The following is a 12,872-nucleotide window of genomic DNA, read 5'->3' on the forward strand; positions in this document are numbered from 1 at the left end:
ACAGGTCATGCGCTGCATTTGAAATCAATGCAGCATCTGTGGGAGCGGGCATGCCCGCGAATGGGGCCGTCAGCGGGTTTGCAGGAAGGCGCGAATCCGCTCTGCCGCCTCGATGCATTCGGCCAGCGGTGCCACCAGCGCCATGCGCACGCGCCCGGCGCCCGGGTTCACGCCGTCCACTTCACGCGACAGGTACGACCCCGGCACCACCGTCACATGCTGTGCTTCGAACAGGTCGCGGGTGAAGGCGGCATCGTCACCCGGCACCTTGGCCCACAGGTAGAAACTGCCGTCCGGGCGCTGTACGTCCAGCACCGGTTGCAGGATGTCCAGCACGGCATCGTACTTGGCGCGGTACTGGTCGCGGTTTTCGCGCACATGCGCCTCGTCCTGCCAGGCCGCAATGCTGGCCAGCTGGGTTTGCACCGGCATGGCGCAGCCGTGGTAGGTGCGGTACAGCAGGAACGGCTTGATGATCTGGGCGTCGCCCGCCCCGAAGCCCGAGCGCAGGCCCGGCAGGTTGGAGCGCTTGGACAGGCTGTGGAACACCACGCAGCGCTTGAAGTCGCTGCGGCCCAGCTCGGCGCAGGCGCTCAGCAGGCCAGGTGGTGGGGCATCCTCGTCGAAGTAGAGCTCGCTGTAGCACTCGTCGGCGGCGATCACGAAATCGTGCTCGTCAGCCAGGGCAATCAGTTTCTTCAGGGTTGCCATCGGCACCAGCGCACCGGTGGGGTTGCCCGGCGAGCACAGGAACAGGATCTGGCAGCGCTTCCACACCTCGGCCGGCACGGCGTCGAAGTCGGGGTTGAAACCGTTGTTTTCCAGGCACGGCAAGTAGTGCGGGGTAGCGCCAGCCAGCAGCGCAGCACCCTCGTAGATCTGGTAGAACGGGTTGGGGCTGACTACCAGGCCGTCATCGGCGCGATTGACCACGGCCTGGGTGAAGGCGAACAGCGCTTCACGGGTACCGTTGACCGGCAGGATGTGACGGTCGGCGTCCAGCCAGCCGGCCGGCACGCCAAAGCGCCGCTCGCACCACTGGCCGATGGCCTGGCGCAGGGCTGGCAGGCCGATGGTGCTGGGGTATACCGCCAGCTTGTCGAGGTTGTCGGCCATGGCCTGGGCGACGAATGCCGGCGATTCATGCTTCGGCTCGCCGATCGACAGGGCGATGGCGCGTTTGTCCGCCGCGGGCTTCACGCTGCCAAGCAGGGCGCGGAGCTTTTCGAACGGGTAAGGCTGAAGCTGGGTCAAGGCATGGTTCATCGGCGCAAGGTCTCGTCAATCATCTAATCGTTAAAAGGTCACGCGGGTCGGGCCAGCGTCGCTTCCCTGGCCGGCCTGTAGCTGCTGCACGATGGCCTCCTGCAGGCGGCTGCACAGCTGCGGATCGGACAGCGGCTGGTTGTCGGCATCGGTAATGAAGAACACGTCTTCCACCCGCTCGCCGAGGGTGGCGATCTTGGCGTTCTGCAGCGACAGGTCGAACTCCAGGAAGATCCGCCCCAGCCGGGCCAGCAGGCCGGGGCGGTCGGGTGCGGTGATCTCGAGGATGGTCACCGGCCGCTGGGCATCGTTGAGGATGGTGACCTGCGGCGGGAAGTCGAAGTGCTTGAGCTGGCGTGGTACCCGGCGCTGGATGATCGTCGGGTAGTCCTCGGGGGTGCGCAGTGCCTCGGTCAGGCCGTCGCGTATCTGTTTCACCCGCTGCGGGTTGTCGCCGATCGAGCCGCCGTCGTTGTCCAGCACGATATAGGTGTCGAGGGTGAACTGGCTGCTCGAGGTGATGATCCGCGCGTCATGAATGTTCAGGTTCAGCTGTGACATGGCGGCCACGGTCACGGCGAAGAAGTCGTGCTGGTCGGGGGCATAGATGAAGATCTGCGTGCCGCCCTCGAACTCGCGCTGGGTGGTTTCCTTGATCAGTACCAGTGGCCCGCCATCGGCCGGCTGCTGCAGGATTGCATCAGTGTGCCAGGCCACGTCGGCGGCAGTGTGCTTGAGGAAGTAGTCATCGCCCAGCTGCGACCATAACTGCTCCACGTCGTCCGGGTCGGTGCCCTCGCGCACAAGAATATCCAGCGCTGACGACTGGGTCTGGCGAATCTGCTCTTCGCGGTCCAGCGGGTTTTCCAGGCCGCGGCGCAGGGCACGCTTGGTCTCGCTGTAGAGCTGGCGCAGCAGGCTGGCCCGCCACGAGTTCCACAGGCTGGGGTTGGTGGCGTTGATGTCGGCCACGGTCAGTACATAGAGGTAGTCCAGGCGTGTCTCGTCGCCCACATGCAGGGCAAAGTCGTTGATGACCTGCGGGTCGGACAGGTCCTTGCGCTGGGCGGTGGTCGACATGACCAGGTGGTTCTGCACCAGCCACACGATCAGCCGGCTGTCCCAGGCCGGCAACTGGTGGCGCTCGCAAAACTTCTGTGCATCTACCGCGCCCAGCTCGGAGTGGTCACCTTGGCGGCCCTTGCCGATGTCGTGGTACAGGCCAGCCAGGTAGATCAGCTCGGGTTTGGGCAAGCGGCCCATGAGCTTGCTGGCCAGCGGGAATTTCTCGGACACCGGCGTGTACTGCAGCTTGCGCAGGTGCTTGATGAGGTTGAGGGTGTGCGCATCGACCGTATAGATGTGGAACAGGTCGTGCTGCATCTGCCCGACAATCAGGCCGAACTCCGGCAGGTAGCGGCCAAGGATGCCGTAGCGGTTCATCCGCCGCAGGTTGCGGTGGATGCCGATTTCGCACTTGAACAGCTCGATGAACAGGCTGGTGTTGCGGATATCGGTACGGAAGGTGTCGTCGATCAGGTGCCGGTGCTCGCGCAGCAGGCGCACGGTATCGGCCCGCACGCCCTTGATTTCCGGGTGCTGGGCCATCAGCACGAAGATTTCCAGCATGGCGAATGGCGTGCGCTTGAACACGTTCGCCTGAGTGGCCTCTATATAACCATCATGCAGGCGGAAGCGCGCATTCAGCGGCTGGGTAGTGCCGCTGTCATCGTCGGCGAGGATGACCTCCTCGAAGTGCTGGATGATCAGGTCGCACAGCTGGCTGATGCTCATCACCACCCGGTAGTACTGCTGCATGAACTGCTCGATTGCCCGCTTCGGGTTCTCGTCGCTGTAGCCCAGCAGTGCGGCGATGCTGCGCTGGTGGTCGAACAGCAAGCGGTCCTCGGCACGCCCGGCCAGCATGTGCAGGGCATAGCGCACCTTCCACAGGAAGTCCTGGGACGACGCCAGCAGCTCATTCTCGCTTTCCAGCAGGAAGCCTTCGCCGGCCAGCGCGTGCAGGTTCAAGGTGCCGTACTGGCGACGTGCTACCCATAGCACAGTCTGGATGTCGCGCAGGCCACCTGGCGAGCCCTTGACGTTGGGTTCGAGGTTGTATTCGGTGTCGTTGTACTTGTGGTGGCGGGCCTTGAGTTCGGCACGCTTGGCCAGGAAGAAGTCCTTGCTCGGCCACACATGTGCGGTGCTGGTTGCCTCCAGCATGCGCTGGCGCAGGGCCTCGGGGCCGGCAATGGTGCGGCTTTCCATCAGGTTGGTGATTACCGTCAGGTCGGCGCGGGCCTGCTCGGCGCACTCGTCGACGGTGCGCACGCTCTGGCCCACTTCCAGGCCGATGTCCCACAGCAGGGTGAGAAAGCGCTCGATGGCATCGCGGTACTGTTCGTGCTCGGCGGCGCCCAGCAGAATCAGCAGGTCGATGTCCGAATGCGGGTGCAGTTCGCCGCGCCCGTAGCCGCCCACCGCGACCAGGGCGATGCCGCTCTGGTCACCCCAGTCGAACTGGTTCCAGGCTTGCTGCAGGATATTGTCGACCAGCCAGGCGCGGGCTTCGATCAGCGGGCGAATTTCCCCGCCGCTGCGAAAGCGCTTGTCCAGCACCTCGCCAGCCTGGCGGATGGCTTTCTTGAAGGCGGCGATAGGGCTCGCCTTCAGGGCCAGTTCCGCCTGGAACTGGCCGCGGTCGAACAGCTCGGGGTCCACCTGGGGCATCGCGTCACGTTCCTGTCGTGGGGTGGCCTATCGGAGTGCGGTCAGGCCGAGACGCGCGGGATGGTGTCGTCCTTGCGCAGGGTGAAGATCTCGTAGCCGGTCGCGGTCACCACCAGGGTGTGTTCCCACTGGGCCGAGAGCTTGCGGTCCTTGGTGATGGCGGTCCAGCCGTCGCCCAGCACCTTGGTGTCTGCCTTGCCCTGGTTGATCATCGGCTCGATGGTGAAGGTCATGCCTTCTTTCAGCTCCATGCCGGTGCCGGCGCGGCCGTAGTGAAGGATCTGCGGCTCCTCGTGGAACACCTTGCCGATGCCGTGGCCACAGAACTCGCGTACCACCGAGAAACCGTTCTTTTCCGCGTGCTTCTGGATCACTTCGCCAATGTCGCCCAGGCGGCAGCCCGGCTTGACCAGCTCGATGGCCTTGTACATGCACTCCTGGGTCACCTTGGACAGGCGCTCGGCCCACACCGGTACGGTGCCCACATGGAACATGCGGCTGGTGTCGCCGTGGTAGCCGTCCTTGATCACGGTCACGTCGATGTTCAGCGTGTCACCGTCCTTGAGCGGCTTGTCGTTGGGGATGCCGTGGCAGACCACATGGTTGATCGAGGTGCAGATCGACTTCGGGTAGCCCTTGTAGTTGAGCGGTGCCGGGATGGCCTGCTGGACGTTGACGATATAGTCGTGGCACAGGCGGTCGAGTTCTTCGGTGGTGATACCGGGCTTGACGTGTTCTTCGATCATTTCCAGCACTTCAGCGGCCAGGCGGCCGGCGATGCGCATCTTCTCGATGTCTTCTGCAGTCTTGATGGTGACGGTCATTACAGGCTCTCTACGGCGTCGTATACGGCGCGAACAAACGGGAAAAGCCTTATTCTATCAGAGCGTCAAGGATCAAGCTGCAAGCTACAAGAAGAAGCGGATCGCGTGCGGGCTGCTTTTTCTTGCAGCTTGTCGCTCACAGCTTGCAGCTGCTTTCACCGGGTTCCGTTCGCTCGCGGTCTGTGGTATAAAATGCGCCGCTTTCGGGGTCGACCCCGTCAGCACATAAACCCACACACGTGTCGACACGATGACCTGGGTGCCCCGAGTTGCGAAATTCGCGGGTTGGTCATTGGGATACGTGGAGGCCCAACCCGACTTATCAAGGAACTATCATGTCCCAAGTCAATATGCGCGATATGCTGAAGGCCGGTGTGCACTTCGGCCACCAGACCCGTTACTGGAACCCGAAAATGGGCAAGTACATTTTCGGCGCGCGTAACAAGATCCACATCGTCAACCTGGAAAAAACCCTGCCAATGTTCAACGACGCTCTGTCGTTCGTAGAGCGCCTGGCCCAGGGCAAGAACAAGATCCTGTTCGTCGGCACCAAGCGTTCCGCCGGCAAGATCGTCGCCGAGCAAGCAGCTCGTTGCGGTTCGCCGTACGTTGACCACCGTTGGTTGGGCGGCATGCTGACCAACTACAAGACCATCCGCGCTTCGATCAAGCGTCTGCGCGACCTGGAAACCCAGGCCGAAGACGGCACTTTCGCCAAGCTGACCAAGAAAGAAGCCCTGATGCGCTCCCGCGACCTGGAAAAACTGGATCGCAGCCTGGGCGGCATCAAGGATATGGGCGGTCTGCCAGACGCTCTGTTCGTTATCGACGTTGATCACGAGCGCATCGCGATCACCGAAGCCAACAAGCTGGGCATCCCGGTAATCGGCGTTGTCGATACCAACAGCAGCCCTGAAGGTGTTGACTACATCATCCCGGGTAACGATGACGCCATCCGCGCTATCGAGCTGTACATGACTTCGATGGCTGACGCAGTCATCCGCGGCCGCAACAACGTTGCCGGTGGCACTGAAGTCTACGCTGAAGAAGCGGCTGCACCTGCTGCTGAGTAATTAGGCGCTAGCGTCTACTTGGCACGCAAAAAGGGGGCTTTGCCCCCTTTTTGCCACCTTGAAATCCTGCTGTCAGCATCGGCCCCGCATCATGGGCCCGCTGAAATGAAAACAGCGGATTTGCAGAATTTAACGCCCGTGACGAGCGGGTGGAATGGTTGAAAAACTTTCCAAGAGGATTTTGAAATGGCAGCAATTACTGCAGCGCTGGTAAAAGAACTGCGCGAGCGTACTGGCGAAGGCATGATGGATTGCAAGAAGGCCCTGGAAAAGGCCGGCGGCGACATCGAAAAAGCCATTGACGACATGCGTGCCTCGGGCGCCATCAAGGCCGCCAAAAAGGCTGGCAACGTCGCTGCTGAAGGCGCTATCGCGGTCAAGACCGACGGTAAATCCGCCGTTCTGCTGGAAGTGAACTCGCAGACCGACTTCCTGGCCCTGCAAGACGACTTCAAGAACTTCGTTGCCGAAAGCCTCGAAGAAGCCTTCGCCCAGAAGCTGACCGACGCAGCTCCCCTGATCGCATCGCGTGAAGCTGCTCGTGAAGCCCTGGTTGCCAAGTGCGGCGAGAACGTCAACATCCGTCGCCTGGTGCGCGTTGAGGGTGACGTTGTCGGTGCCTACCTGCACGGCAACAAGATCGGTGCCGTTGTTGTCCTGAAAGGCGGCGACGTCGAGCTGGCCAAGAACATCGCCATGCACGTTGCAGCTTCGAACCCGGAGTTCCTGGATTCGTCGGAAATCTCCGCCGAGGCCATCGAGCGCGAGAAGGGTGTCTTCCTGCAGCTGAACGCTGACAAGATCGCCGGCAAACCGGAAAACATCGTTGAGAACATGATCAACGGCCGTATCACCAAGTTCAAGGCCGAAGCCTCGCTGAAAGAGCAAGCCTTCGTCATGAACCCGGAAGTCAAGGTTGGCGAGCTGGCCAAGAAAGCCGGTGCTGAAATCGTTTCCTTCACCTACTTCAAGGTTGGCGAAGGTATCGAGAAGCCAGTCGACGACTTCGCTGCTGAAGTTGCCGCTCAGGTAGCTGCTGCCAAGCAGTAAGACAGCCCCGTCTGTCGCCCCAAAGAGGCTGCCCGCTCACGCGCGCAGCCTCTTTGTCAAAGCGCGAGCGGTTTACGAGACCGCTACGCGCTGACGCAGTTGCTGCGTCACGTTAGAGTTACACGCGGGCTCAAGCAGCCTGCCAGAATTTTTTACAAACGCCGCAGGAGAGATTCGCAATGGCTCAGCAGGGCAGTGGTCATCAGGCTCGCTATAAACGCATTCTACTCAAACTTAGCGGCGAGGCCCTGATGGGCTCGGAAGAGTTCGGGATCGACCCGAAAGTCCTGGATCGCATGGCGCTGGAAGTCGGCCAACTGGTTGGCATCGGTGTTCAGGTAGGTCTGGTGATCGGCGGTGGCAACCTGTTCCGTGGTGCGGCGCTCAGTGCGGCCGGCATGGACCGCGTCACCGGTGACCACATGGGCATGCTGGCGACCGTAATGAACGCCCTGGCCATGCGCGACGCGCTGGAGCGGGCGAACATCACCGCCATTGTCATGTCGGCTATTTCCATGGTTGGCGTGACCGATCACTATGATCGCCGCAAGGCCATGCGCCACCTGAACGCCAAGGAAGTGGTGATTTTCGCTGCCGGTACCGGCAACCCGTTCTTTACCACTGACTCCGCCGCCTGCCTGCGCGCCATCGAGATCGATGCCGACGTGGTATTGAAGGCAACCAAGGTCGATGGTGTATACACTGCAGATCCATTCAAGGACCCGCATGCCGAGAAGTTCGATCATCTGACCTACGATGAAGTGCTGGATCGCAAGCTGGGTGTGATGGACCTGACGGCAATCTGTCTGTGCCGCGACCACAAGATGCCGCTGCGCGTCTTCAACATGAACAAGCCCGGCGCCCTGCTGAACATCGTGCACGGCGGCGCGGAAGGAACCCTGATCGAGGAAGTTCAAAAATGATCAACGAAATCAAGAAAGACGCCCAGGACCGCATGACCAAGTCCCTCGAGGCCTTGGCTCGCAACCTGGCGGCAATCCGCACCGGTCGCGCTCACCCAAGCATCCTGGATACCGTCAAGGTCCCTGCCTGGGGCAGCGAAATGCCGCTGAACCAGGTTGCCGCGATCACCGTCGAAGACGCCCGCACCCTGAAGATCGTCGCTCACGACAAGAACCTCAGCGCTGCCATCGAGAAGGCTATCCTCACCTCCGACCTGGGCCTGAACCCGTCCAGCGCCGGTACCACTATCCGTGTACCCATGCCGGCCCTGACCGAGGAAACCCGCAAGGGTTACACCAAGCAGGCCAGTGGTGTGGCCGAGGACGCCAAGGTAGCCGTGCGCAACGTGCGTCGTGATGCCCTGGGCGACCTGAAGAAGCTGACCAAGGACAAGGAAATCAGCGAAGACGAAGAACGTCGTGCCGCGGACGAGATCCAGAAGCTGACCGACAAGTTCATTGCTGAAGTCGATGCTGCGTACAAAGCCAAGGAAAAGGACCTGATGGCCGTCTAAGGCCGGGGTTTTTTAATGGAAAAGTCCAAGTTGGCGGCACCGTCCTCGGTGCCGCGTCATGTCGCGATCATCATGGATGGCAACAACCGCTGGGCGAAAAAGCGCCTGCTGCCCGGCGTTGCCGGGCACAAGGCGGGTGTCGACGCCGTTCGCGCGGTGATCGAAGTCTGTGCCAAGTCCGGGGTCGAGGTGCTGACCCTGTTTGCGTTCTCCAGTGAAAACTGGCAGCGCCCCGCCGAAGAGGTGGGTGCGCTGATGGAGCTGTTCTTCTCGGCCCTGCGCCGCGAGGCCAAGCGCCTCAACGAGAACAACATCAGCCTGCGCATCATCGGTGATCGTTCGCGGTTCCATCCCGAATTGCAGGCTGCCATGCGCGAAGCCGAGGCGCTGACCGCCGGTAACAACCGCTTCATCCTGCAGATCGCTGCCAATTATGGCGGCCAGTGGGACATTGCTCAGGCCGCACAGCGGCTGGCGCGGGAAGTACAGGCCGGGCACCTTCGCCCCGAAGACATCACCCCGGGTTTGCTGCAGACCTGCCTGGCAACCGGCGAGTTACCGCTGCCGGACCTGTGCATTCGCACCGGTGGTGAGCACCGCATCAGCAATTTCCTGTTGTGGCAGCTGGCCTACGCCGAGCTGTATTTCTCCGACCTGTACTGGCCGGACTTCAAACACGAGGCCATGCGCAATGCCCTGGCCGATTTCGCTTCGCGCCAGCGCCGCTTCGGTAAGACCAGCGAGCAGGTCGAGGCTGGAGCTCGTGCTTAATGCTTAAACAACGCATCATTACTGCGCTGATCCTGCTGCCGATTGCGCTGGGCGGCTTCTTCCTGCTCAACGGTGGGGATTTCGCCCTGTTCATCGGCTTCGTGGTCACCCTCGGTGCCTGGGAGTGGGCGCGCCTGGCCGGGTTGATGGCTCAGCCGCTGCGCATCGCCTATGCCTTGGTAGTCGCCGGGGCGCTGATGTTGCTGTACATCCTCCCGGAGCTGGCGCCCTGGGTCTTGGGCGCTGCGGTGATCTGGTGGGGCCTGGCTACTTGGCTGGTGCTTACTTATCCGCGTAGCAGCGAGCTGTGGGCCAGTGCAGCCTGCCGGTTGCTGATTGGCCTGCTGGTGTTGCTGCCAGCCTGGCAGGGGTTGGTCCTGCTCAAGCACTGGCCGCTGGGCAACTGGCTGATCCTCTCGGTCATGGTGCTGGTCTGGGCTGCCGACATCGGCGCGTACTTCTCTGGCCGGGCGTTTGGCAAGCGCAAGCTCGCACCGCAGGTGAGCCCTGGCAAAAGCTGGGAGGGTGTGTATGGCGGCCTGGCCGTCAGCCTGTTGATTACCCTGGTTGTCGGCATCAGCCGCGACTGGGGTTTTGGCCAGCTCTTGCTGGGCCTGCTGGGCGCCGCGTTGCTGGTCATGTCCTCGGTGGTCGGTGACCTGACCGAAAGCATGTTCAAGCGCCGTTCCGGTATCAAGGACAGCAGCAACCTGCTGCCTGGTCATGGCGGTGTGCTCGACCGGATCGACAGCCTTACTGCGGCGATCCCGATCTTCGCCGTGCTGCTGTGGGCTGCCGAATGGGGTGTGATGTGAGTCGCCCGCAACGTATTACCGTGCTCGGGGCCACCGGTTCCATTGGCCTGAGCACGCTGGATGTGATTGCGCGCCACCCCGATCGGTACCAGGTGTTTGCACTCAGCGGCTACTCGCGGATCGATGAATTGCTGGCCCTGTGCGTGCGTCATCGCCCGACGTTCGCCGTGGTGCCGAGCGCCGAGGCCGCTGTGCGGCTGCGCGAAGGCCTGGTTGCGACCGGCTGCGCTACCGAGGTGCTGGAGGGCGAGGCCGGGCTTTGCCAGGTGGCATCGGCAGCGGAAGTGAACGCCGTGATGGCTGCCATTGTCGGCGCAGCGGGCCTGCGCCCTACCTTGGCGGCTGTCGAGGCGGGCAAGAAGGTGTTGCTGGCCAACAAGGAAGCCCTGGTCATGTCCGGCGCGCTGTTCATGGACGCGGTGCGGCGCAGTGGCGCTGTGCTGTTGCCAATCGACAGCGAGCACAACGCGATTTTCCAGTGTATGCCGGGTGACTACGCCCGTGGCTTGAGCGCCGTAGGTGTGCGTCGGATCCTGCTGACCGCCTCGGGTGGCCCGTTCCGCGAGACGCCGGTCGAGGCGTTGCTGGATGTGACCCCGGAGCAAGCCTGTGCGCACCCTAACTGGTCCATGGGGCGTAAGATCTCCGTGGATTCGGCCAGCATGATGAACAAGGGGCTTGAGCTGATCGAAGCCTGCTGGTTGTTCGATGCCGTGCCGGCCAAGGTCGAGGTGGTGGTGCATCCGCAAAGCGTGATCCACTCCCTGGTCGACTATGTGGACGGTTCGGTGCTCGCGCAGCTGGGTAACCCGGACATGCGCACGCCTATTGCCAACGCGCTGGCCTGGCCGGAGCGGATCGATTCCGGGGTGGCGCCGCTGGACCTGTTTGCCATCGCCCGTCTGGATTTCCAGGCGCCCGACGAGCAGCGGTTCCCTTGCCTGCGCCTGGCGCGGCAGGCTGCCGAGGCTGGTAACAGTGCGCCCGCCGTGCTCAACGCGGCCAATGAAGTGGCAGTCGAGGCATTTCTTGAGCGGCGTATCCGCTTCCCGGAGATCGCGGGTATGATCGAACAAGTGCTCGACCAGGAGCCCGTCGTGCCGCTGCCGTCGCTGGACGCAGTGTTCGCCGCCGACCAGCGGGCCCGGGAGCTTTCCCGTGAGTGGCTGAGGCGTCACGGTCGTTGATGCAGGCCACCATGTTTCGTGAAGGGGGGCGGGCATGATGCCGGCCCGCTGAACATCATTCGGAGATGGACATGACAGCGCTCTACATGATTATCGGCACCCTCGTGGCCTTGGGTGTGCTGGTCACTTTCCACGAATTCGGCCACTTCTGGGTGGCGCGCCGCTGTGGCGTCAAGGTGCTGCGCTTCTCGGTGGGCTTCGGCACGCCGTTGCTGCGCTGGCATGACCGCCACGGCACCGAGTTCGTGGTCGCAGCGATCCCGCTGGGTGGCTACGTCAAGATGCTCGATGAGCGCGAGGGCGATGTGCCGCCAGCGCTGGCTGACCAGTCGTTCAACCGCAAGTCGGTGCGCCAGCGCATTGCCATTGTTGCTGCCGGTCCGATCGCCAACTTCCTCCTGGCCATCCTGTTCTTCTGGGTGCTGGCCATGCTCGGTACCCAGCAGCTACGCCCGGTAATCGGTGCGGTCGATAGTGGCAGCCTGGCAGCATCGGCGGGCCTGACTGCAGGTCAGGAAATCGTCTCTATCGACGGCAAGCCGACCAACGGTTGGTCAGCGGTCAACCTGCAACTGGTTCGTCGTTTGGGTGAGAGTGGCACCTTGCAGGTTGGCGTGCTCGACGAGGGCGCTACTGCCGAGCGGCAGTTGCAGGTCAAGCTGGACAGCTGGCTGAAGGGCGCCGATGAGCCGGACCCGATCCAGTCCCTGGGGCTGCACCCTTGGCGTCCGGCGATCACCCCGGTGCTGGCTGAGATCGACCCCAAGGGGCCGGCTGCTGCTGCGGGCCTGAAGACCGGTGACAAGCTGCTGGCCCTCGATGGTGTGGCAGTGAGCGAATGGCAGCAGGTTGTCGACCATGTGCGTGCCCGGCCGGATGCCCGGGTGACGGTGCATCTGCAGCGCGATGGTGCCGCACTGGATGTACCGGTGACCCTGGCCCGCAAGGGTGAGGGCAAGGCGGTTGGCGGTTATCTGGGCGCCGGGGTAAAAGGTGGCGAATGGCCTGCCAGCATGCTCCGTGAGGTGAGCTATGGCCCGCTGGACGCGGTGGGCGAGGGCTTGTCCCGCACTTGGAACATGAGTGTGCTGACCCTTGAATCGCTGAAGAAAATGCTGTTCGGGGAGCTCTCGGTAAAAAACTTGAGTGGACCGATAACCATTGCTAAAGTGGCGGGCGCTTCAGCCCAGTCCGGCGTGGGGGATTTCCTGAATTTCCTGGCCTACCTGAGCATTAGCCTGGGGGTTCTTAACCTGCTGCCCATTCCTGTACTGGATGGCGGGCATTTGCTGTTTTATCTGGTCGAGTGGGCGCGCGGTCGTCCGCTGTCGGATCGGGTGCAAGGTTGGGGGGTCCAGATCGGTATCAGTTTGGTCGTAGGGGTGATGTTGCTCGCCCTGATCAACGATCTGGGTCGACTATAAAGCTTCGCTCAATTGCGAACCTGCCGTCTTCTTGCGGCGGGTTGTTTATTGCCAGTTGGAATAAAAGGACTTCATGAAACGTCTGCTGCTAACTGCGGTCATGTCCGCACTGATGATCGCTGAAGTTCACGCCGAGTCCTTCACCATCTCCGATATTCGCGTCAACGGCCTGCAGCGGGTTTCCGCCGGCAGTGTCTTCGGTGCCTTGCCGCTGAACGTCGGCGATCAGGCCGATGACCGCCGCCTGGTGGA

The 12,872-nt window shown here is 62.4% G+C and carries 11 protein-coding genes and 1 pseudogene; 9 read left to right on the forward strand and 3 right to left on the reverse strand.

Annotated features, from left to right (window positions below; all coding sequences use genetic code 11):
- Positions 1 to 69: 69 nt before the first annotated feature.
- Genes dapC through map form a run of 3 tightly spaced genes read right to left on the reverse strand, consistent with a single transcriptional unit; the run spans position 70 to position 4,823 of the window.
- Positions 70 to 1,266, reverse strand: a complete 1,197-nt coding sequence (dapC, locus tag ACIQUI_RS22105; RefSeq protein ID WP_403202724.1) for a succinyldiaminopimelate transaminase — start codon at positions 1,264 to 1,266, stop codon at positions 70 to 72.
- A 30-nt stretch (positions 1,267 to 1,296) separates the two neighbouring features.
- Positions 1,297 to 3,999, reverse strand: a complete 2,703-nt coding sequence (locus tag ACIQUI_RS22110) for a [protein-PII] uridylyltransferase (protein WP_403202726.1) — start codon at positions 3,997 to 3,999, stop codon at positions 1,297 to 1,299.
- A 41-nt stretch (positions 4,000 to 4,040) separates the two neighbouring features.
- Positions 4,041 to 4,823: a type I methionyl aminopeptidase gene (gene map / locus ACIQUI_RS22115; protein ID WP_391130144.1), complete on the reverse strand. Its 783-nt coding sequence runs from the start codon at positions 4,821 to 4,823 to the stop codon at positions 4,041 to 4,043.
- Positions 4,824 to 5,158: 335 nt separating this feature from the next.
- Between map and rpsB the strand changes: the two genes are divergently transcribed.
- The 9 genes and pseudogenes from rpsB to ACIQUI_RS22160 all read left to right on the forward strand — a co-directional run.
- A complete protein-coding gene (gene rpsB / locus ACIQUI_RS22120) occupies positions 5,159 to 5,896 on the forward strand; it encodes a 30S ribosomal protein S2 (protein ID WP_003252287.1) in 738 nt (245 codons plus the stop codon).
- A 186-nt stretch (positions 5,897 to 6,082) separates the two neighbouring features.
- Positions 6,083 to 6,946 (forward strand): translation elongation factor Ts, encoded by an 864-nt coding sequence (gene tsf, locus ACIQUI_RS22125; protein WP_012270835.1) that lies wholly within the window; start codon positions 6,083 to 6,085, stop codon positions 6,944 to 6,946.
- Positions 6,947 to 7,125: 179 nt separating this feature from the next.
- The gene (gene pyrH / locus ACIQUI_RS22130; RefSeq protein WP_009686950.1) at positions 7,126 to 7,869 is read left to right on the forward strand and encodes a UMP kinase; all 744 of its coding nucleotides are present in this window, start codon (positions 7,126 to 7,128) and stop codon (positions 7,867 to 7,869) included.
- Entirely contained in the window at positions 7,866 to 8,423 is a 558-nt protein-coding gene (frr, locus tag ACIQUI_RS22135; protein ID WP_403202729.1) for a ribosome recycling factor, read from the forward strand. Before pyrH ends, frr begins: the two co-directional genes overlap by 4 nt.
- A gap of 15 nt (positions 8,424 to 8,438) precedes the next feature.
- On the forward strand, positions 8,439 to 9,194 hold the full coding sequence (gene uppS / locus ACIQUI_RS22140) for a polyprenyl diphosphate synthase (protein WP_016712933.1): 756 nt from the start codon (positions 8,439 to 8,441) through the stop codon (positions 9,192 to 9,194).
- A complete protein-coding gene (locus tag ACIQUI_RS22145; protein ID WP_403202731.1) occupies positions 9,194 to 10,009 on the forward strand; it encodes a phosphatidate cytidylyltransferase in 816 nt (271 codons plus the stop codon). Before uppS ends, ACIQUI_RS22145 begins: the two co-directional genes overlap by 1 nt.
- On the forward strand, positions 10,006 to 11,196 hold the full coding sequence (gene ispC, locus ACIQUI_RS22150) for a 1-deoxy-D-xylulose-5-phosphate reductoisomerase (RefSeq protein ID WP_403202733.1): 1,191 nt from the start codon (positions 10,006 to 10,008) through the stop codon (positions 11,194 to 11,196). The genes ACIQUI_RS22145 and ispC overlap by 4 nt, the downstream gene beginning before the upstream one ends.
- Positions 11,197 to 11,267: 71 nt before the next feature.
- Positions 11,268 to 12,620, forward strand: coding sequence for an RIP metalloprotease RseP (rseP, locus tag ACIQUI_RS22155; RefSeq protein ID WP_403202735.1), 1,353 nt, complete (start codon positions 11,268 to 11,270; stop codon positions 12,618 to 12,620).
- A gap of 73 nt (positions 12,621 to 12,693) precedes the next feature.
- Positions 12,694 to 12,872 (forward strand): annotated as a pseudogene (locus tag ACIQUI_RS22160) (outer membrane assembly protein); the annotation flags it as partial.

Source organism: Pseudomonas sp. NPDC090592, assembly GCF_044769185.1.
In the GTDB taxonomy this organism is placed as follows: Bacteria; Pseudomonadota; Gammaproteobacteria; order Pseudomonadales; family Pseudomonadaceae; genus Aquipseudomonas.